The organism is Cellulomonas sp. P4_A2 (genome assembly GCF_056402515.1).
The window spans coordinates 253652-272879 of record NZ_JBFUHG010000001.1 but is presented as its reverse complement, the minus strand read 5'-3'; the positions used below and the strand labels follow the sequence as shown (position 1 = coordinate 272879).

At 72.6% G+C, this 19228-nt stretch carries 19 protein-coding genes; 8 read left to right on the top strand and 11 right to left on the bottom strand.

Going from position 1 to position 19228, the window contains the following annotated elements:
• Positions 1–7 precede the first annotated feature (7 nt).
• Complete coding sequence (locus AC1DUE_RS01440; RefSeq protein ID WP_477037599.1) at positions 8–322, bottom strand: PGPGW domain-containing protein; 315 nt, start codon at positions 320–322, stop codon at positions 8–10.
• A 550-nt stretch (positions 323–872) separates the two neighbouring features.
• Here AC1DUE_RS01440 and AC1DUE_RS01435 point away from each other — a divergent pair.
• The 5 genes from AC1DUE_RS01435 (at position 873) to AC1DUE_RS01415 (ending at position 5184) form a co-directional block, all read left to right on the top strand.
• The gene (locus AC1DUE_RS01435; RefSeq protein ID WP_477037598.1) at positions 873–2483 is read left to right on the top strand and encodes a DUF222 domain-containing protein; all 1611 of its coding nucleotides are present in this window, start codon (positions 873–875) and stop codon (positions 2481–2483) included.
• Positions 2484–2764: 281 nt separating this feature from the next.
• The gene (locus AC1DUE_RS01430) at positions 2765–3061 is read left to right on the top strand and encodes a DUF4287 domain-containing protein (protein WP_477037597.1); all 297 of its coding nucleotides are present in this window, start codon (positions 2765–2767) and stop codon (positions 3059–3061) included.
• A gap of 100 nt (positions 3062–3161) precedes the next feature.
• Entirely contained in the window at positions 3162–3770 is a 609-nt protein-coding gene (locus tag AC1DUE_RS01425) for a hypothetical protein (protein ID WP_477037596.1), read from the top strand.
• A gap of 77 nt (positions 3771–3847) precedes the next feature.
• On the top strand, positions 3848–4594 hold the full coding sequence (locus tag AC1DUE_RS01420; RefSeq protein WP_477037595.1) for a YcnI family copper-binding membrane protein: 747 nt from the start codon (positions 3848–3850) through the stop codon (positions 4592–4594).
• 23 nt (positions 4595–4617) lie between these two features.
• A complete protein-coding gene (locus tag AC1DUE_RS01415; RefSeq protein WP_477037594.1) occupies positions 4618–5184 on the top strand; it encodes a copper resistance CopC family protein in 567 nt (188 codons plus the stop codon).
• Here the strand turns inward: AC1DUE_RS01415 and AC1DUE_RS01410 are convergent.
• Complete coding sequence (locus AC1DUE_RS01410) at positions 5181–5573, bottom strand: META domain-containing protein (protein ID WP_477037593.1); 393 nt, start codon at positions 5571–5573, stop codon at positions 5181–5183. The genes AC1DUE_RS01415 and AC1DUE_RS01410 overlap by 4 nt on opposite strands.
• A 51-nt stretch (positions 5574–5624) precedes the next feature.
• Here AC1DUE_RS01410 and AC1DUE_RS01405 point away from each other — a divergent pair, with 51 nt between their 5' ends.
• Complete coding sequence (locus tag AC1DUE_RS01405; protein ID WP_477037592.1) at positions 5625–7400, top strand: SLC13 family permease; 1776 nt, start codon at positions 5625–5627, stop codon at positions 7398–7400.
• Positions 7401–7403: 3 nt separating this feature from the next.
• Here the strand turns inward: AC1DUE_RS01405 and AC1DUE_RS01400 are convergent, their stop codons facing one another.
• From AC1DUE_RS01400 to AC1DUE_RS01380, 5 genes are all read right to left on the bottom strand, one after another.
• The gene (locus AC1DUE_RS01400) at positions 7404–8990 is read right to left on the bottom strand and encodes an AbgT family transporter (protein ID WP_477037591.1); all 1587 of its coding nucleotides are present in this window, start codon (positions 8988–8990) and stop codon (positions 7404–7406) included.
• Positions 8991–9046: 56 nt separating this feature from the next.
• Positions 9047–9919, bottom strand: a complete 873-nt coding sequence (locus tag AC1DUE_RS01395) for a CAP domain-containing protein (protein ID WP_477037590.1) — start codon at positions 9917–9919, stop codon at positions 9047–9049.
• Between the two features lie 62 nt (positions 9920–9981).
• A complete protein-coding gene (locus AC1DUE_RS01390; protein WP_477037589.1) occupies positions 9982–10824 on the bottom strand; it encodes a CAP domain-containing protein in 843 nt (280 codons plus the stop codon).
• A gap of 102 nt (positions 10825–10926) precedes the next feature.
• Complete coding sequence (gene glsA / locus AC1DUE_RS01385) at positions 10927–11931, bottom strand: glutaminase A (protein ID WP_477037588.1); 1005 nt, start codon at positions 11929–11931, stop codon at positions 10927–10929.
• 19 nt (positions 11932–11950) lie between these two features.
• Complete coding sequence (locus AC1DUE_RS01380; RefSeq protein WP_477037587.1) at positions 11951–12784, bottom strand: alpha/beta fold hydrolase; 834 nt, start codon at positions 12782–12784, stop codon at positions 11951–11953.
• An 83-nt stretch (positions 12785–12867) separates the two neighbouring features.
• Here AC1DUE_RS01380 and AC1DUE_RS01375 point away from each other — a divergent pair, with 83 nt between their 5' ends.
• Positions 12868–13728, top strand: a complete 861-nt coding sequence (locus AC1DUE_RS01375) for a DNA-3-methyladenine glycosylase family protein (RefSeq protein ID WP_477037586.1) — start codon at positions 12868–12870, stop codon at positions 13726–13728.
• A gap of 4 nt (positions 13729–13732) precedes the next feature.
• Here the strand turns inward: AC1DUE_RS01375 and AC1DUE_RS01370 are convergent, their stop codons facing one another.
• Together AC1DUE_RS01370 and AC1DUE_RS01365 are read right to left on the bottom strand one after the other, a co-directional pair.
• Complete coding sequence (locus tag AC1DUE_RS01370) at positions 13733–15937, bottom strand: DEAD/DEAH box helicase (protein ID WP_477037585.1); 2205 nt, start codon at positions 15935–15937, stop codon at positions 13733–13735.
• A gap of 13 nt (positions 15938–15950) precedes the next feature.
• Positions 15951–17132 (bottom strand): MFS transporter, encoded by a 1182-nt coding sequence (locus AC1DUE_RS01365; RefSeq protein ID WP_477037584.1) that lies wholly within the window; start codon positions 17130–17132, stop codon positions 15951–15953.
• Positions 17133–17258: 126 nt separating this feature from the next.
• Here AC1DUE_RS01365 and AC1DUE_RS01360 point away from each other — a divergent pair, with 126 nt between their 5' ends.
• Entirely contained in the window at positions 17259–18398 is a 1140-nt protein-coding gene (locus tag AC1DUE_RS01360) for an AI-2E family transporter (RefSeq protein ID WP_477037583.1), read from the top strand.
• Here the strand turns inward: AC1DUE_RS01360 and AC1DUE_RS01355 are convergent.
• Complete coding sequence (locus AC1DUE_RS01355) at positions 18395–18862, bottom strand: SRPBCC family protein (RefSeq protein WP_477037582.1); 468 nt, start codon at positions 18860–18862, stop codon at positions 18395–18397. The two genes, AC1DUE_RS01360 and AC1DUE_RS01355, sit on opposite strands and share 4 nt — an antisense overlap.
• Positions 18859–19209: an ArsR/SmtB family transcription factor gene (locus AC1DUE_RS01350; RefSeq protein WP_477037581.1), complete on the bottom strand. Its 351-nt coding sequence runs from the start codon at positions 19207–19209 to the stop codon at positions 18859–18861. Before AC1DUE_RS01350 ends, AC1DUE_RS01355 begins: the two co-directional genes overlap by 4 nt.
• Positions 19210–19228: the final 19 nt, after the last annotated feature.

Here is a 19228-nt window from a genome sequence, read left to right as displayed (position 1 = left end):
CTTCTGGTCAGCGCTTGCGCGTGACGGCGGCCTTGCCCTTGTCGAGGCCGGCCTTCGCGGTGGCCTTCGTCCGCTCGAGGATCCGACGAGCCCACACGAACTCCGACGCGAGCACGGCGAGCCCGGCCAGGATCACGAGGAAGCCGGGCCCGGGCAGGACGAGCATCACCAGACCGGCCAGGACGAGCACCCCGCCGAACCCCGCGACGACGACCACCCGCACGGGGTGCGGGAGCCGGTGCAAGGTGCGCTGGACCGCGGCGAACCGTCCCTCGGTCGCCTCGGTCTGCTCAGGATCCTGGATCTCGTTGGTCGCGCTCATGCCGATGCCTGCGTCGGTCGGGTCATTCCGGTCTCCCCTGGCGTCGGATGAGCAGGGAGCGTCTCACGACGATCACGAAGCCGCCACGTGCGCCTCGACGGTTCGATCATCTGCCTGTGGAGGACCGCGGCGGGGTGTCGGTGGTCGCTCGTACACTTGTTCGAACGGTCGAGCGGCCGGGTCAGTTCGAGCGGGGGTGGCGACGATGACGACGACCTTCGATGCGCCCGCCCTGGACCCGGCCACGGACCTGCGTCCCGCGCCTGGCGGGTGCTCGTGCGCGTGTTCGTGCGGTGGGCGTGTGGACCGCAGCGTGGTCGTTGGTGGGGCCGAAGCGTTGGTCTGCGTGACGGATCCGGTGGCCGCCGCACCCGAGGGCGTCGCTGGCGCGATCGGCTTCGTGGGCGCTCGACCCCGGGGTTCGGCCGGTGCGACTGGCCTGGTGGGCGCCCGACCTGAGGGTTCGGCCAGTGCGACCGGCACGGCGGGCCCACCGGACCGGGACTCAGGGGGCCGTGCGCCGTTGCTGACGCCTGGAGGCTCCGGCGACGTGGTTCGTCAGTTCGCGCCGTGGCGGGACTCGGTGTTCCCCTCGTTCCCGGTGTCGGCGAGCCCGGCGGAGCTGGTGGCGCTGCTGGGTGCGGTGGATCCGGCGGACGTCTCGGACGGGGACCTGGTCAACGGGGTCGCGGGGTGGCAGCAGGCGCTGTGCGCGGTGCAGGCCGCGCAGGCGATGTGGTTGGCCGAGCTCGGGGCACGCGCGTCGGTGCCGGACGAGTGGATCGCGGACCAGGTCGCGGCGGAGCTGGCGATGACACGGCGCGCGGCGCAGGGCCTGGTCGTGCGGGCGTGCCTGGTCGGTGCACGGCCGGCGCTGCGCGAGGCGTGGGCCGCGGGGCGGGTGGACGCGCGCAAGGTGGACGTGATCCTCAAGGAGACCGCCTACCTCAATGAGGACGCCGCCACGGTGGAACCGGTCGTGATCGCAGACGCGGTCGAGCGAGCGGCGACCCTGACCGGTCCGCAGCTGGGCCAGCACGTGCGCAAGCAGGTCCTGCTCGCCGACGCGACCGCGGCGGAAAGGCGCCGGGTCAGGTCGGTCGAGGACCGGTGCGTGTCGTTGACGCCGTCGGTGGACGGGGTCGCCTGGGTCAGTGCGTTGTTGCCGGCGAAGGACGCCGTGATGGTCTTCACCGCGGTCGACGCGCTGGCGCGCACGACCCGGGTGCGTGGGGATCGACGCACAGCGGATCAGCGGCGCGCGGACGCGTTCACCGACGTGTTCGTGGGCATCCTGGAGCGGCAGGAGACCCCGGACGGAACCCCAGTGCCACGTCGGCACGGTCAGGCCGTCTCCATCAACGTGACCGTCGCCGCGTCCACGCTGCTCGGTGTGGACGAGGACCCGGGGTGGTTGGACTCCTACGGCCCGATCACCGCACCGTTGGCCCGTCAGCTCGCCCAGGACGGGACCTGGCGCCGGGTGCTGACCGATCCCGCCACGGGTCTGGTGTGCGAGACCGGGCCGGTGTCCTACAAGCCCGGCGTCGACGTGACCCGCACAGTCCTGGCCCGCGATGTCACCTGCACGTTCCCTGGCTGCCGCCAGCCCGCGGTCCGTTGCGACCTGGACCACCGCGCGCCGTTCGACCCGGCCAAGTCGGCGCACGGGCAGACGTGCGTGGAGAACCTGCACGCCCTGTGCCGCCACCACCACCGGGCCAAGACGGCGAAACGGTGGAACGTCACCTACGAGCGGTCCACCGGCATCACGATCTGGACGTCCTGGCTCGGGTTCACCTACTACCGCCAGCCCAGCCGTACGTTGACCGACCCCACCAGCCTCGCAACCCTCGCTGCCCGTCTCCACGAACAGCGACCGGGCCAACCTCCGCCAGGCGAGCCGCCACAAGCACAAGCACCCGCGCATCCGCCCGACCAGCCGCCCTCCGGGGACCCGCCGCGAGCGCAAACGCCCGCGCATCCGCCCGACCAGCCGCCCTCCGGGGACCCGCCACGAGCGCGAACGCCCGCGCATCCGCCCGACCAGCCGCCCTCCGGGATCCCACAGATCGGTGCGCCAGGATTCGGCGACGCGCGGCCGGTCGAGTCGCCGCGGCCCTCCGCCGACGGTCGCGCCGACTACCCCCCACCGTTTTGACGTCGGCCCACCTGCGGTGCACGTCAGGAGCGTTCGTCGCTCGTGGGATCGGGAACCCGGCTTTGCCCGACAGGCCGCTGGTCGGCGTGCAGACCGTAGCGCCGACGACCCACCTTCTGACTCGACCCCGTCTCCGCTCTCCCATGGTCGCCAGGGCGCTGGCAGACTCCGTCGGGAAGGCAACCGCGCGAACGGCGCGTGTGGTTCCGGCCCGATACGTCCGCCGCGAGGTTCGAACGGCGGCCCGAGCGCCGTGCGCGGACCGGCGAGGAGGAGAGTGCATGTCGTTCCAGGCGTACCTCGACAACATCGAGGAGAAGACCGGGCTGACCCCGCGCCAGATCGTCGACCTCGGCAAGGAGCGGGGCTACGACGACCCCTCCGTCAAGGCCGGCGTGATCGTCGACTGGCTCAAGGAGGACTACGACCTGGGCCGCGGGCACGCGATGGCGATCGTGCACGTGATCAAGAAGGGGCCGGCGATCAGCACCAAGCACGTCGGCACGGACGGGGTCCACCGAGACGAGTCCGAAGAGCTGTGGCTCGACGGCAAGGCGACGAACCCCGCGAACGCCTAGAGGAGCGGGGAGCACCCCGCGCCGGCCGGAAACCTCGAGAGCCGTGACGCCGTCGGAGCGCAGGTGCCGTCCGGGTGCGCCCGCCGGTACCGTTGCGCCCGTGCCTGCACCCGCGACCGGACCCGCGCGCCTCGCGCGTGCGTTCGTCGTCGCGATGAGCACCCTCTGCCTCGCGCTCGGTGCGCACGTGCTCGGCGGCGGCCAGATCCCGCGGACCATCGTGCTGGTGCCTCTTGCCGCGGTCGTGCTCGCCGCGGCGCTGCCCTTCGCCGGCCGACGGATCGGCGCTCCGGCCGCAGTCGCGGTGCTGGGCGTCGGCCAGCTCGGGCTCCACCAGGCGTTCGGTGCCCTGAGCGACATGGGCTGCGCGCCGATGGGCGAGATGGCAGGGCACGCGCACGCGGTGCAGATCGCCTGCACGGCATCCCCCGAGCACATGGGCAGCACTGGTGGCACCGCGATGTTCGTCCTGCACGTCGTCGCGACCCTGGTCACGGCACTGCTGATCGCGGGAACCGACCGCACGCTGACCTGGATCGCCACCTGGCTGAGCCCGCTGGTCGCGCTGCTGGCCCCGGTCACGCTGCCCGCGTCCGCAGTCCTGCCGGTCTCCATCGAGACCCCTCGGGTCGCCGGCCGGTGCGACGTCGGTGTCGTCCCTCTGCGCGGACCGCCGACGTCACGCGCGCACGTCACGCTGGCGGCCTGAGCTCCTCCGAGGCAGGTCGGCCCGGACGTGCGCGTCCGCACACCCTCGTCGACCAGCCCTGCCACAGGAGTCCCCTCATGTCCTCGATCCACCGCCGCACCCGCGTCGCCGCGGTCGCAGTCACCAGCCTCGCGCTCGTCACGCTCCCGGCCGCCGCGGCCTCGGCGCACGTCCACATCGACCCGGCAACGACGACCGCGGGCGGCTTCACCGTCCTGACCGTCCGGGTCCCCAACGAGTCGTCGACCGCCGCGACCAGCAAGGTCGTCGTCGACCTCCCCACCGACCACCCGCTGCTGTCGGTGATGACCCAGCCGGTCCCGGGCTGGACAGCGACCGTTACCACGGCACCGCTGCCCGAGCCCGTCGACTTCTTCGGCACCACGCTCACGGAGGCGCCGGCGACCGTGACCTGGACCGCGGACCCCGGCAGCGAGATCGCCGACGGCCAGTTCCAGCAGTTCCCCCTCTCGGTCGGCCCGCTTCCCGACGAGGGCACCGAGCTGGTCCTGCCCACGCACCAGACGTACACCGACGGCACGGTGGTGGACTGGGCCGACCCGACGCCGGACAGCGGCGAGGAGCCCGAGCACCCCGCACCCGAGTTCACGACGACGGCCGCGGAGGCCGAGGGCCACGGCCAGACAGCGGAGCCCGGTGCCGAGCCCAGCGTCGAGCCCAGTGCCGAGCCGGTGGCCGCCGACGACGCAGACGGTGCCGAGCCCGACACCCTCGCGCGGACGCTCGGGCTGGTCGGCGTCGTCCTCGGCGCCGGTGCCCTGGTCGTCGCGCTCGTGTCGCGCCGTCGTCGGGTGGACGCCTGATGTCGGCCGGGTCGGTGCGGGCGATGCGCACGATCACGATCGCCCTCGTCGGTCTCGTCACGGCCGGTGTCGGCCTGCTCGGCGCGACGGCCGCGCAGGCACACAACGTGCTGCGCAGCACCGACCCGGCCGACGGTTCCACCGTCGCGACGGCACCCGAGCAGGTCACGCTCACGTTCGACGAGCCCGCCCTGGCACTCGGCACCGAGATCGAGGTGCGCAGCCCGGACGGCACGCTGGTCAGCGACGGCGACCCGGTCCTCGTCGACTCGACGGTCACCGAGAAGCTGGCCGGCGAGCTGCCGGCGGGCGAGTACGCGGTGACGTGGCGGGTCACCTCGGTCGACGGCCACCCGATCACCGGGGAGTTCTCGTTCACGGCGTCCGCGGGCACGACGATCGGCGACGCGCCGACGTCGACCCCGAGCTCGTCCGCGGCCGACGAAGGTTCGGCCGACGAGGGTTCGGCCGGCAGGTCGGGCGGGGGCGGCGGTGCCCCGGTGATCGTCGCGGTCGTCGTCGCGGCGGTCGTGATGTCGTGGCTGCTGTGGCGGCGCCGCCGACCGCGGGACGTGTCGGGCGACGCCTAGGAGGAGGTCCGCTGGAGCGATCCGACCGGCACGTTGTACTGGTCGATCAGCGTCAGGTGGTCGTCGCTGACCAGTCCGGCGACCGACGTCGAGAGCCACGCGTCGACCTCGGGGCAGTACATCCTCGTCGTCGCCCAGGCCGAGAAGCTGACCCCGGTCTCGGACACCTTCCACGAGCCGCTGACCCGGTTGCAGCCGTCGGACCCGGACGCGGTGCCGTCGGCGGCCAGGTCGAGGTAGGCCTGGCCCTCGGTCGTCGACGCGCCCCACGTGCCGGTCGGGTCGTCGACGGGCGGGGCCGACGACGGCGACGCTGTGCACGCCGCGAGCAGGGGGGCGAGCACGACAAGCCCCGCCAGCCCGGCGAGGGAGGCGACGCGTCGGCTCATATCGGGCACGCTAGCACCGGGCCGGAAGGGCCCTCGGAGGGAAGGACGGGGATGTCCGACGCGACCGTGAGCCTGCTGGTCCTGGCGGGCTGCGTCGGGCTGTTCGTCTGGAACCGGCTGTCGGTGGGCGTGGTCGCCATCCTCACGGCCCTGACCCTCTACGCGACCGGGCTGATCGACGCGACGCAGGCGGTCGCGGGGTTCGGGGACCCGGTCGTCATCTTCATCGCGAGCCTGTTCGTGCTCAGCGAGGGGCTCGAGTCCTCGGGCGTCACGGCATGGGCCGGGCAGCAGCTGATCGCGCGCGCCGGGACGGGTCGCGCCAGGCTCCTGGTCGCGCTGATGGGACTGTCCGCGCTGATGGCGGCGCTCGTCACCCCGAACGGCGCGGCCGCGGCGCTCCTGCCGGTCGTCGTGCTCGCCGCCCGGCGCGCCGGCCGGTCCACGTCCCAGATGCTCATGCCCCTCGCGTTCGCCGCGAGCGCGGGCGCGCTGCTCGTCCTGTCCGGCAGCACCGTCAACGTCATCGTGTCCGACGCCCTGCTCGAAGCGACCGGCCAGACGTTCGGCTTCTTCGAGTTCGGCCTGATCGGCCTGCCGCTCGTCCTGGTGACGGTCGCGGTGTCGGTGCTCGTCGGAAAGCCCCTCCTCCCGGACCGCACGCCCACGTCGCTGCCCGCCGACTTTTCCGGCCACCTCGACAGCCTGGTCGAGCACTACCGGCTGGACCAGGGCTTCTTCCGCCTGCGGGTCACGGCCTCGTCGGCCGTCCCGCGGGACCTGCCGGCCGACGTGGTGCTCATCGGGATCCAGAAGGAGAACGGGGAACTTGCCGACGAGGGGCACGTGGCGGTGCACGGTGACGTCCTGGTCGCGACGGGGGACGGCACGACGGCGTTCGCCGAGGCGCACGGGCTGAGCATCGCCTCGAAGCCGCTGACGCGCAGCACCCGGGTGGCCCTGCTCGGTCGTGAGGTCGGCGTCGCCGAGCTCGTCGTGCCGCCGCGGTCGAGGATCATCGGAGAGGTCGTGTTCCCCGGCGCGGTCCGGTCGGGCGTGACGATCCTCGCGGTCCGGCGCCTGGGCAGGGACCGGTTCCCGGAGCGCACGACGCTGGCCGAGGGGGACGCGCTGCTGGTGCACGGCACGTGGCCTGCGGTCGAGGCGCTCGCCGACGACCAGGACGTGCTGCTCGTCGACAGCCCGGAGATGGTGCGCCGGCAGACGGTCGCGTTCGGGCCGCTCGCCCGGCGGGCGGTCGCCGTGCTGACGGGGACCGTGGTCCTGCTGGCCACCGGCGTGGTCCCGCCCGCGATCGCCGGGCTGATCGGCGCGACGGCCATGGTCGTGCTCGGCGTGGTGAACGTCCCGCAGGCCTACCGCGCCGTCTCCTGGCAGACCGTCGTGCTCGTCGGCGGGCTGATCCCGCTGAGCGTCGCGATCGCGTCGAGCGGGGCGGCTGACCTCGTCGCGGGCTGGCTCCTGGACCTCGTCGGCGACGGCGACCCGCGGCTGGTGCTGGCGGCACTCTTCGTCGTGACTCTGCTGCTCGGGCAGGTGGTGAGCAACACCGCGACGGTGCTGATCATCGCCCCGATCGCCCTGGCCGTGGCCGGTGAGGCGGGCCTCGCGCTGCCGCCCGTCCTCATGCTCGTCGCGGTCGCCGGCGCGGCCTCGTTCCTCACCCCGATCGCCACGCCCGCCAACATGATCGTGATGACGCCCGGCGGGTACACGTTCGCGTCGTACTGGAAGCTCGGGCTCGCGACGACGGCCGCGTGGTTTGTCGTCGGCGTCGGGCTGATCCCGGTGATCTGGCCGGTCTGAGCCTCAGTTGAGGTAGATCGACGCCCCGGGGCCGAGCGGGATGCCGAGCAGGTACCAGACCACCAGGAGCGCGGTCCACGAGACCAGGAGCACCACGGTGTACGGGAGCATCAACGAGATCACCGACCCCACGCCCACCTTGCGCCGGTACCGCTCGGCGAAGATGACGATGAGCGCGAAGTACGGCATCAGCGGCGTGGCCACGTTCACGGGCGAATCGCCGACGCGGTAGGCAGCCATAGCGAGGTCAGGCGAGATGCCGAGCTGGATGAACAGCGGCACGAACACCGGCGCGAAGATGGCCCACTTGGGCACCACGCCGCCGATGAAGATGTCGATGATCGCCGTCACCGCGATGAGCCCGACGATCAGCCAGACGGTGCTCAGGTTCGCGTTCTCGAGGGTGTCCGCCATGTTCACCGCGGCGATGGTGCCGAGGTTCGAGTAGTTGAAGTAGGCGATGAACTGGCTGATCACGAGCAGCAGGAAGATCAGCCCCGACAGCCCGGCGATCGTCTTGGTCATCGGGTTGATCACGTCCATCGAGCCCTTGATCGTCCCGGCCCCACGGCCGTAGCAGAGCCCCATCACGAAGAAGTAGACGAGGATCAGGAAGATGATCGAGTTCAGGAACGGGCTGTTCTCGATCAGGCTGCCGGTCTCCGGGTTCCGCAGCACCGCGTTCGGCGGGAGCGTCAGGGCGAGGACGACGACCGTGACGCCGACGAACCCCCAGAACGCCCATCGCAGGCCGTTGCGCTCCTCGGGGCTGAGCTCGCCGGAGGGGGCCTCGGTCTCCGCGGTCTCGGGGCCCTCGCTCGGGTGGTACGGACCCAGGCGCGGCTCCACGAACTTCTCCGTGAGCAGGGTCGCGACGATCGTGACGAGCAGCGTCGAGGCGATCGAGAAGTAGAGGTTGCCGGTGATCGCCACGTGGTGCGCGGGGTCGGCGATCGCCTCGTTGGTGATCTGCGCGAGCATGCCGTCGACGGGCGTGATGAGCATGTTCACCGCGAACCCGCCGCCGACGCCCGCGAACGCCGCGGCGAGACCGGCCAGCGGGTGCCGGCCGAGCGAGTAGAACACGGCAGCCGACAGCGGGATCAGGACCAGGTAGCCGGCGTCGGTCGCGATCGAGGACAGGACGCCGAGCAGCACGATGATGAACGTGATCGCGCGCGGCGGCGTGACCTTGACCAGCCGCTTGATGAACGCCTGGATCAGGCCGACCTCCTCGGCCATCCCGACGCCGATCATCGCCACGAGGATCACGCCGACCACGCCGAACGAGTTGAAGTTCGACACCGGCGACGTGAAGACGAACCGCAGCCCGTCGGCGTCCAGCAGGCTCTGCGCCGCGACGGTGACGGTCTGCACGTCGTCGGCACCGAGCTGCGCCTGCTCGAACGTGACGCTGGAGCCGGCGGCCTGGAAGACCGCCGAGAGCACCATGATCAGCCCGATGAGGATCAGGAAGATGATCACGGGGTGCGGGACCTTGTTGCCCACGCGCTCGATCCAGTCGAGGACCTTCTGCAGCACCGAACGCGGTGCGACCTCGACGGCTGTGGGTTCCAGTGGCACCGACACGGGACGATCCCCTCACACGGTGGGCGGTTAGCCCGAACGTAGCGGACGAACCGGGCCTAGCCCGTGAACAGCTGCCCGCAGAGCTGACCCTTCGGGCCGAGCGTGCAGCCGACACCGATCTGGGTGTACGTCGCGTTCATGATGTTCTTGCGGTGGCCCTCGGAGCCCATCCAGCCGGCGACCGCCGCGGCGGCGTCCTTGTAGCCCAGGATCAGGTTCTCGCCCATCCCGTGCTGCATGCCGCAGGCCTGGACCACCGGGTCCAGGGGGTCGTGCTCGAACCGGTTCTCGGCGACCAGCACGGCCGTGCGCTTGTTCGACTGGTCCGTCAGGCACGGACTGATCGTCAGCGGCGCCAGGCCGCCCTTGGCGCGCTCGATGTTGGTGAGCCGGACGATCTCGTCGGTGAGCGACGTCTGCGGCGCCGCGGGCGGCGGGGGCGCGGCTGCAGGTGCGGGCGCGGGCTGTGCCGGGGCAGGTCTTGCCGGAGCCGGAGCCGGAGCAGGTGCCGGTGCGGGTGACGCGCCGGCCGCCTGGGCTGCGGCTGCTGCTGCGGCGTCCACGGCGGCCTGGGCGGCCGCAGCTGCTGCGGCTTCGGCGGCGGGGTCGGGCGTCGGTTCTGGCGTGGGGGTCGGGCTTGCCGACGGGGTTGCGGAGAGCGTCGGGTGCTTCGTCGCGGACGTTGCCTGGAGGTCGGCCTGGCCGGCCGCCTGCGCGTCGTCGGTCGAACCGGCCGGGTGGCCCCAGACGAGGGGGACGGTGATCAGCACGGCGCCGAGCGCGACGAGGCCGACGACGCGACCGGCGCCCAGGAGCAGCGACCGCGACCCCGAGAAGTGCTGGGGTCCGGGGCGTGCCGGAGGCCGCTGGTCGCTGCGACGGGCAGCCGCGCGCCCAGGCGGCTGTTCCGAGGGAGGGCTCTGCGGCATCCCGGCACCCTATCGGGTGAATTTCACCCACAGCAGTCCGCACCGGGACGGGTCAGAGAGCCCTAACCCGTGAAGATCTGCGAGCACACCTGGCCGCTCGGCCCGAGCGTGCAGCCGACGCCGACCCTCGCGAAGTCGGGGTTCAGGAGGCTCGAGCCCACCCAGCCCTGCACCATCGTCGCGGCGTCGCCCGTCCCGCGGCTGACGTTCTCCGCGATGCCGCCGCCGCCCGTCCCGCAGGCGGCGATCACCGGATCCAGGGACTCGCGCTCGAACCGGTCCTCGTACACGAGCACGGCCGTCCGGTAGTTCGCCTGGTCGGTGAGGCACTGGCTGTAGGCCAACGGCGGGACGCCCGCGTTGGCCCGCTCGGCGTTGGTGAGCGCGACGATGTCGTCGGTGAGCGCCGTCTGCGGAGGCGGCACGACGAGCGGCGGTTTGAGGGGCACCGCGGGCGGTGCGGGGTCCGCGGGCGGGGCGGCCGCCGGTGCGGGATCGCCCAGTGCGTCCGGAGGAGCTGCGGCACCCGCGGTGGCCTTGACCTTGGCCTTCGCCGACCGCGTCGGTGTGGGGGTCGGCTTCGAGGTCGGTCCGACGACGGGCCCCTCGGCCTGCGGGACGGGCGGCGGCACGACGGCCGCGGTGGGCTCGTCGGACGCCCTCTCGGAGGGTGCCGGGGTCGCCATCGAGAAGCCCAGCTCGTCGGCGGTTGGCTCGTCGTCGGGCGTGGTCGACGAGTCGGCCTGACTGCTCGGAGGCGGGTCCCGCTGCACCCACGCCAGCGGCACGGAGACGAGGGCGACGGCCAGCACGCACAGTCCCACGATCCGCGCGACGTACCAGAGGGTCGAGCCGGTGGTCCGGCTGTGCTGCGGCCCCGGCAGCGGTCCGGACGGGACATACATCGGTCGCGGCAGGGGCGCCGGGCGCGCCACCGGTGCCGGTGTCTGCGGTTCGTCAGAAGGGGACGAAGGGGACATTCCGGATACGATATTGCCCTTTCGGGCCTAGAGGGAGCCCGTCCTGGGTTCTGGGCGGGACGCGAAGAGGTTCAGACCGAGGGCGGCCGAGAGGTACCGCGTCGCCAGCTGGCCCCGGACGCTGTTGCCCGCGGCGTCCAGGCGGGGCGAGAACGTGGCGAGCGATCCCTTGCCCGGCACGACGGTCACGATGCCGCCCGACACCCCGCTCTTGCCGGGCAGCCCGATGCTGAACAGCCACTCGCCGGACCGCTCGTACAGCCCGCTCGTCGCCAGCGCCGCGAGGACGTAGTGGCACACCGACGCGTCGACCACGCGTTCGCCGGTGACCGGGTTGACCCCGCCGTCGGCCAGCGTGGCGCCCATGACGGCCAGGTCCTCGGCGCAGACGCGCAGCGAGCACTGCCGCGTGTAGACGTCGGTGACCTCGAGCGGGTTGTGGGTGATGCGGCCGTAGCTCTCCAGCAGTCGCGCGATCGCCTGGTTGCGACGGTTGTGCGCGGCCTCGGACGCGTACACCTCGTCGTCGAGCACGAGCGGTCGCCCGGCGAAGGCCGACAGCCCGGCCTGCACGAACGCCCACTTCTCCGCGGCCGTCGCGCCGGGGGTCAGGCTCGTCGTGGTGAGCGCACCGGCGTTGACCAGCGGGTTCATCGGGCTGCCGGCGTTCAGCTCCAGGGCCATCACCGAGTTGAACGGCAGGCCGGTGTTGTTCACGCCGACCTTCTCGAGCACCTTCTCCGGTCCGAGCGCGTCGCAGACGAGCGCGAAGACGAACGCCTTGGAGATCGACTGGATGGAGAACTCGTGCCGCGCGTCACCGACGCCGTGCGCCGCCCCCGTCACCGAGACCATGCTGAGGCCGAACAGCGCGGGGTCCGCCTGCGCGAGGGCGGGGATGTAGTCCGCCACCTCGCCCTCGTCGACGCCCGCGAACCGGTCGTGCGCCTCCTGCATGAGCTCCATCACCCGCTCGCGACCGGGCAGCGTGCCGGTGGACACCACGTCCGGGGGTATGTACTCGCTCGTCATGTGCCCATATCAGCACAGGTCAGCGCCCAGAACGGTCGATCAGCCAGTCCAGTGCTGCGGGCGCGGAGGCCAGCACCGAGACGTGCCCCTCCCCGGGCCGCAGCCAGAGGGTCGACGTCGGAAGGTGGTCGGCCAGCCACGCGCCGTGCGAGCTGGGCACCATCCGGTCGTCGAGGCCGTGGAAGAGGAGCACGGGCGGTCGCACCGTCGCCAGGTCGAAGCCCCAGGGGCCGACGAGCGCGAGGTCGTCCGCGATCATCCCGTCGGGCCCTGCGGCGCCGGCCGCGCCCGCGATCTTCCCGACCCAGGCCCAGTCGCCCTCGAGGGCGGCGTAGTCGGCGGCGGTGAACATCTCGGGGTCGAACTCGCTCGTCGCGAGCTGCGCCGCCAGCGCCTCGGGACCCTGCGCGGCGGCCGAGAGCTCCGCGCGTCCCGACGGGCCCATCCCGGCGAAGTAGTCGAGGCCCTCGGCGCCGTACGGTGCGGGCGACGAGCCGCTCACCGCGGCGAGGACCCGGTCCGGCAGGAGCGCGGCGCAGGCGAGCGCGTGCGGTCCGCCGCCGGAGTGGCCCATGACCGCGAACCGGTCGAGGCCGAGCGCGTCGGCGACGGCCGCCGTGTCCGCGGCCACGCTCGCGATCGACCGGCCGGGATGCGGGCTCGAGCCGCCGTAGGACGGGCGGTCGTAGCCGATCCAGCGGATGCCGCGTTCGCGGGCCGCCTCGAACAGCGGCTCCGGCGGTTCGCCGGTGTTCGGCGTGCCCGCGTTCCAGAAGACGGCCAGCCGCTCGTCGGCGACCGGGACGTCGTACGCGTGCAGCGTCCGACCGTCCGGCAGCGTGACGTCCCTCATGCGGTCGAGCGTAGGCCGGGCTGGCGACGGTCGCCCCGTCAGTGACAGCTGCCCTGTCGGCGGTCGGGCCTAACGTCGGTGGCATGACGGTCGTCGAGGTGCCCGTGTCCGGCCGGTTCGACCTGGCCCAGACCATCGGGTTCGGGTTCGGGGGTCGCGACGGCGGCAGCGGGTCGGTGATGCGCCTGGCGTTCTGCCTGGACGGGTATACCGAGCAGGTGGCCGCCGCGGTGACCCAGCCGTCGGCTCAGCTGCTGCACGTCGACGTGCTCGGCGACGCGGACCCGCAGCGCGTGGCCGACCACGTCGCGCGCGTGATCTCGGTGGACGTCGACGCCACGGGGTACGACGAGCTCGGCACCCGGGACCCGGTCGTCGGTGGGGCCCAGAGCAAGCGTCCCGGGCTGCGTCCGCCGCTCTTCTACTCCGCGTACGAGGCCATGCTCTGGTCGGTGCTGTCCGCGCGGCGGCCGCAGCGGCAGATGGCCGCGGTGCGCGAGCAGCTCGCGCGGGCGCACGGCCGCAGGTTCACCGTCGCCGGTGAGGAGGTGGCGGCCGTCCCACTGCCCGAGCAGCTGCTCGCGGTGCACGAGTTCGGACCGATCCCCGAGCTCAAGCTGCACCGCATGCACGCGATCGCCCGGGCCGCGCTCGACGGTCGGCTCGACACCGCGACCCTGCGAGCCCAGGACCCCGACCAGACCCGGGAGCAGCTGCAGGCGTTCGAGGGGATCGGGCCGTTCTACTCCGAGCTGGTCCTGGTCCGGTCGCTCGGCCACACCGACGTCCTGCCCGTGAACGAGCCGATGGTCCGGGGTGCGGTCGCCGCAGCGCTCGGCGAGGACGGTCCGCTCGAGCCCGACCGGCTGGCCGAGGTCGCCGAGGGGTGGCGGCCCTGGCGCACGTGGGTGGGGGTGGCGCTGCGGGCCACCGCGGGGATGTGAGGTCCTAGGCGTCGGTGATGGCGGCGTCGGTGGCGGGTGCGTCGGTTGCGGGTGCATCGGTGGATGCGTCCGCGATCGATGGGTAGCCGAGGCGTGCGCGTTCCGACGCGACGACGGCGCGGGCGAGCTGGGCCTCCGTGACGTCGACGGCCCGGACGGTCGCCGCGGCCAGGCTGGACTCGCGCACGAACTGGTCGAACACCTCGCGCTTGCCGGCCAGGATCTCGGTGATCCGCTCGTCGACCCCGCCCTCGGCGAGCAACCGGTGCGCGCGCACGCTGCGCACCTGACCCATCCGGTGCAGCCGCGCGAATGCCTGCGCCTCGGCCGCCGGCGTGAGCTGCGGCTCGCACAGCACCGCCACGCTCGCGGCCTGCAGGTTCAGCCCGACACCGCCGACGGTGACCTGCGCGACGAGGACCGCGTTGGTGTCGGCCGCCGAGAACGCGTCGATGATCGCCTGCCGCTCGTCGGGGGCGACGTCACCGGTCAGCGGCCCGAAGACCGGCCGACCCGCGAGCGCGGCGACGACCGTGTCGATCACGTCGCGGAAGTAGCTGAACACCACGGTGCGGTGGCCGTTGAGCGCGGCGTCGTCGACGATCTCGACGAGCCGCTCGAGCTTGGTGGAGTCCGGTCCCACGAACGCGGCGCGGCGCATCGCCATGAGGCTGCCGCTCTCCACAGCCACCCGGTAGGCCACCTCGCCGGCCGGTGAGAGCTCCTCCCACTCGTCGACCACCACGAGCTCGGGCAGCTCGACCAGGACGTCGCGGGCGTTGCGGCGCAGGTATACGGGCGACACCGACTGCCGGAACACGTCGGCACCCACCAGGCCGAGGTGCCGCGGCAGCATCCCCGCCAGCTCGGGCTGCAGCAGCCGTACCAGGGCGAGGAAGTCCTCGAGCTCGTTGTCCAGGGGCGTGCCGGTCAGGAACGCCACGCGCCGGACCTGCGACGTCCACTGCTCGACCAGGCGCGACCGGTGGGCGGACGGGTTCTTCACGTAGTGCGCCTCGTCGACGACCAGCAGCCCCACGGGGGACACCGGCACGTGCGCCAGCCCCTCGTAGGTGGTGACGCCGACGCCTCCGTTGGACAGCCACGCCTCGATCTCCGCGTCACGGTCGGGCCCGTGCAGCCGGTGCGGGACCAGGGCGCTGTGCGAGGCGATCTCGCGCACCCAGTTGACCAGGACGCTCGCCGGGCACACGACGAGGAACCGCCGGTCGCCCGCGGCGGCCAGCGACGACATCACGGCCAACGCCTGCACGGTCTTGCCGAGGCCCATCTCGTCGCCGAGCAGGGCGCGCCCCTGGCGGAGGACGAACCGCGCACCGAACGCCTGGTACCCGCGCAGCTCGACGCGCAGCGCGGCCAGGTCGAGGGGCTGGGTGGCGACGAGGTCGGCCAGCTCGGTGGTGAGCAGGCCGCGGGCCGCGAGCACCCGGTCGCCGACCGGGACGATCTGCTCGAGCGTCGTGTAGTAGGTCGGGCTGTGCTGCTCGAAGTCGTCCCAGAGGGCCGCCGCCGTCGGGTCGGGCAGACGGGTCGCGGCGAGCAGGGTCGCGACGATCGCCGGCAGGTCCGCCAGCCGGGTGTCCCAGCCGTCGAGTGCGGCGAGTGCCGCGCGGGCCCGGATCTTGGTGCGCGACCGGGACAGGGCCAGCCGGATCGCATGGGTGCCGCGGCGGGCGTCCGGGAGCTGGTCGCGGACCGACGACGAGTACTCGACGAGCCGGCGCCTATGGGGCTCGACGAGCGGGCGCAGGCGGCGCAGGCGGTTCAGCAGCGCGAGGAGCGAGGCGTCCGACGACGTGTCGCGCCGGCCGGTGCGGTCGGGCTCGATGCGCACCGACGTGCTCGCGCGGACCGTGTCGGCCAGCTGGGCGACCGCGGCGGCGACGGTCCGGGCCGTCTGCAGGCCGACGCCGGGGACCGCGTCGAGCTGCTCGGGGGTGCGACCCAGGAGGTCGGCGGCGGTGGTGAGGCCGGCGTCGGCGAGCGAGCGCAGCCGCAGGTTGCGGTCGGTCAGCTCGCCGAGGCGTTCCACGGCGACCCGAGACAGCTCGCCGCGGACGCGGTCCTCGCGCCGCGCGGTGACGAGGTCGGTCACGGTGGCGAGGGCGTCGTCGACCGCGACGAGGACGGCGCTCGCATCGGCGGCGAGGGCGGCGTGCCGCTCGACCAGGGCGCGCGGGTCGGTCACGGGGACGGCTCGGTCATGGTGTCGCCGGGAAGGCTCGTCGGGAGAAGAGGACGACGACCAGCCCGGCCGCGATGATGCCGGCGCCGAGGTACGGGATCCACTCCAGCCCCGGCCCGGCCAGGACGAGCGCGCCGAGGGCCGCACCGCCGCCGATCCCGATGTTGGCGGTGCTGTTCACCAGGGCACCGATGACGTCGGGCGACGCGCCGCGCGTGCGGATGGCCGCCGTCTGGAAAACGGACGCCACCGCACCGAAGCCGGCGGACCACACCGCGGCCGCGGCGAGCACGCCGGCCAGGGACGGGAACGCCAGGCCCAGGGCGAGCAGGCCGAGCGCCACGGCGAACAGGACCAGGATCGTGCTCCGGCGCGGGTGCTTGTCGAGGGCGGCGACGGCGTAGGCGGTGCCCACGAGCCCGAGCGCGCCGAGGCCGAGCAGGACGGGTCCGACCGCCACCTCGGTGAGCCCCGACGCGAGCAGCAGCACCGCGACGTAGGTGTAGACGGTGTACTGCCCGAGGTAGGTCAGGGAGTTCGTCGTCGCGACGACCGCGAGCCGCGCACGGTTGGTGCTGCGGGCCTCGTCGGCGACCGGGGCCCCTCCGCCGGCCACCCCGGGAAGGAAGAGGGCGACCAGGACGACGGCCACCGCGCACGCCCCGCCGAGGACCGCGAACGCGGCACGCCACCCGACGGCCGCGCCGAGCGCCGTGGACAGGGGGACGCCGAGCACGAACCCGGCCGACGCGCCGGCCGTGACCAGGGCGAGCGCACGGCCGGTGACCTGCGGGCTGACCAGCCGGGACGCGTACCCGATGGCGACCGAGAAGAAGATCGCGTGGGCGATCCCGCCGAGAGCGCGCGCGCCGGCGACCACCCCGAAGGACGGGGCGACCGCGACCAGCACGTTGCTGACGGTGTAGGCGACGAGCGTGCTCATCAGCAGCCCCTTGCGGGGGAGCCGACGGGTGGCGAGCACGAGTGGGACGGCGAGCGCGGCGACCATGAACGCGTAGACGGTGACCAGCAGGCCGGCGATCGACTCGGTGACCCCGAGGTCGTCGCTCATCTGCGGGAGCAGTCCGACGGGGACGAGCTCGGTGGTGATCGCGACGAATGTGGCGAGCGCCAGGGCGATGATGCCGCCGGCGGCCTCACGGACGGTGCCGGGCTGCCAGTGGTGGTCGCTCGTCACGGGAGCATGCTCGCACGCGGCTGCGACAGCGACCCCGCGAGGTCCCGCGCCGGGGACCGGACATCTTGTATCTTGCGAGCGACCGTTCCGACAGATCGACCTGCATCCCGCGAAGGAGCGCGCCCGATGGCTTCGCCTCAGGGCCTCGCGCCCGCCACCCGGACCCTGCTGACTCTCGCGGCCTTCGTGGTCACGCTCGCCGGGCTCCACGCCGCCGGCGGCTTCTTCGCGCCGATCATGCTCGCCGTGGTGCTGATCATCATCTGCCACCCGCTGCGCATCCCGCTGGAGCGTCGCGGCTGGAAGCCCTGGATGGCGACGACGGCCGTGATCGTGGCCGTGTACCTGATCCTGGCGATCCTCGTCGCGATGCTCGTGTTCGCCGGCATCCGGTTCGCGGACCTCATCACCGACTACACCGACGAGCTGCAGCAGTCGCTGGGCGACGTGACCACGTGGCTGGCCTCGATCGGCGTCGACCAGGACACCGCCAACCAGATCGCCGACGGGATCAACCCGTCGCAGGTGGTCGGTGCGGCGACGTCGGTCGCGAGCACGGTGCTGAGCATCGCGGGGTCGTTCTTCTTCGTCCTGGCCTACGTGATCTTCATGGGGGTCGACGCCGCCCGGTACGACCGCGGCCGCCCCGCCTTCCTGCCGACGAGGTCGGACGTGCTGGAGCGGGCCACGATCTTCAACCGCGGGGTGCGCAGCTACTTCGTCGTCAGCGCGACCTTCGGCGCGATCGTCGCGGTCATCGACGGCCTGGCCCTGTACTGGCTCGGGGTGCCGGCGGCGGTCGTCTGGGCGATCCTCGCGTTCGTCACCAACTTCATCCCGAACATCGGGTTCGTCATCGGCCTGATCCCGCCGATGCTGCTCGCGTTCGTGGTGGGCGGCTGGCAGCTCGCGCTCGCGGTGCTCGTCGTCTACTGCCTGGTCAACGTCACGCTGCAGGTGATGGTCCAGCCGCGGTTCGTCTCCGACGCCGTGAACATCACGCTCACGCTCAGCTTCGTCTCGGTCGTCTTCTGGACGTTCATCATCGGCCCGCTGGGCGCGATCCTGGCGGTCCCGATGACCCTGCTGACCCGCGCGATGCTCCTGCCGAAGAACTCGTCGAGCGCGTTCTTCTTCTGGATCTCGGGCGAGACCGGCCCCAACGAGCCGGAGTCGCCCGACGACGCGGTGCCGGACGACCCGCACCCCGAGGAGCCCGTCACCCCCGACGACCGCCCTCCGGCGGCCGTCGAGGCCACGGCCTAGCGGGTCAGGAACGCCTCGATCCGGTCGAGCGCGCCCACCCACGCCATCGAGGCGAAGAAGTCGCGCACCTCGACCGACGGGAAGCCGCTCTGCACGACGGTCATCAGCGTGCCGCCGTCGGCCGGCTCGAACGTGATGTCGATGTGCGTCGACATGGTCATACCGTCGGGGCTGCTGCCCGAGGAGTCGGTGACCAGGCGCCCCACGCCGGTGGCGGACGGGCGCTCGATGACCAGGAACGTCTGCGTCTCGCGGAACAGGCTGTCGCGGGTCGTGCCCCAGACGGCCGTCTGCTGACCGCCGACGCGCAGGTCGACCTCGATCTCCACGATGCCGGGGGTCTCGTCGAGGATCGAGAACCAGATCGTCTGCTTCTCGGCGTCCGTGTACGCGTCGAAGACCTGGTCGGGCGTGGCGGGGAGGACGCGCGTCATGCGCAGCTCGATGGTGTCTGTCGTGGTCATCGGTCCTGGCCTTCCTCAGAGGTGCCGTTCTGGAGGGTGAAGTAGGCGTCCAGGCCGTCGAGACGACGCTCCCAGAGCCGCTGGTAGAACGAGATCCATGCCATGGCGTCGTCCAGTCGCTCGGTGCCGAGGCGGCACTGCCGCGAACGGCCGACCTTCTCGGTGGCGACGAGGCCGGCGTCCTCGAGGATCTGCACGTGCTTCTTCATGCCGGTCAGGCTCATCTCGTGCGGCTCGGCCAGCTCGCCGATGGTCGCGGGACCCTCGCCCAGGCGGACGAGGATGTCGCGACGAGTGGCGTCGGCGAGCGCCGAGTAGAGCCGATCGAGCACCTTTTGCTGAACCATGTGGTTCACCATACGACAC

What these genes read in the sequence shown, in the direction of transcription:
- glsA (WP_477037588.1), bottom strand. Translation starts at nt 11,931, where the DNA reads ATGACGAGCGAGTACATACCCCCGGACGTGGTGTCCACCGGCACGCTG.
- AC1DUE_RS01440 (WP_477037599.1), bottom strand. Translation starts at nt 322, where the DNA reads ATGAGCGCGACCAACGAGATCCAGGATCCTGAGCAGACCGAGGCGACC.
- AC1DUE_RS01405 (WP_477037592.1), top strand. Translation starts at nt 5,625, where the DNA reads ATGTCCGACGCGACCGTGAGCCTGCTGGTCCTGGCGGGCTGCGTCGGG.
- AC1DUE_RS01410 (WP_477037593.1), bottom strand. Translation starts at nt 5,573, where the DNA reads ATGAGCCGACGCGTCGCCTCCCTCGCCGGGCTGGCGGGGCTTGTCGTG.
- AC1DUE_RS01390 (WP_477037589.1), bottom strand. Translation starts at nt 10,824, where the DNA reads ATGTATGTCCCGTCCGGACCGCTGCCGGGGCCGCAGCACAGCCGGACC.
- AC1DUE_RS01375 (WP_477037586.1), top strand. Translation starts at nt 12,868, where the DNA reads ATGACGGTCGTCGAGGTGCCCGTGTCCGGCCGGTTCGACCTGGCCCAG.
- AC1DUE_RS01350 (WP_477037581.1), bottom strand. Translation starts at nt 19,209, where the DNA reads ATGGTTCAGCAAAAGGTGCTCGATCGGCTCTACTCGGCGCTCGCCGAC.
- AC1DUE_RS01360 (WP_477037583.1), top strand. Translation starts at nt 17,259, where the DNA reads ATGGCTTCGCCTCAGGGCCTCGCGCCCGCCACCCGGACCCTGCTGACT.
- AC1DUE_RS01380 (WP_477037587.1), bottom strand. Translation starts at nt 12,784, where the DNA reads ATGAGGGACGTCACGCTGCCGGACGGTCGGACGCTGCACGCGTACGAC.
- AC1DUE_RS01420 (WP_477037595.1), top strand. Translation starts at nt 3,848, where the DNA reads ATGTCCTCGATCCACCGCCGCACCCGCGTCGCCGCGGTCGCAGTCACC.
- AC1DUE_RS01395 (WP_477037590.1), bottom strand. Translation starts at nt 9,919, where the DNA reads ATGCCGCAGAGCCCTCCCTCGGAACAGCCGCCTGGGCGCGCGGCTGCC.
- AC1DUE_RS01430 (WP_477037597.1), top strand. Translation starts at nt 2,765, where the DNA reads ATGTCGTTCCAGGCGTACCTCGACAACATCGAGGAGAAGACCGGGCTG.
- AC1DUE_RS01415 (WP_477037594.1), top strand. Translation starts at nt 4,618, where the DNA reads ATGCGCACGATCACGATCGCCCTCGTCGGTCTCGTCACGGCCGGTGTC.
- AC1DUE_RS01355 (WP_477037582.1), bottom strand. Translation starts at nt 18,862, where the DNA reads ATGACCACGACAGACACCATCGAGCTGCGCATGACGCGCGTCCTCCCC.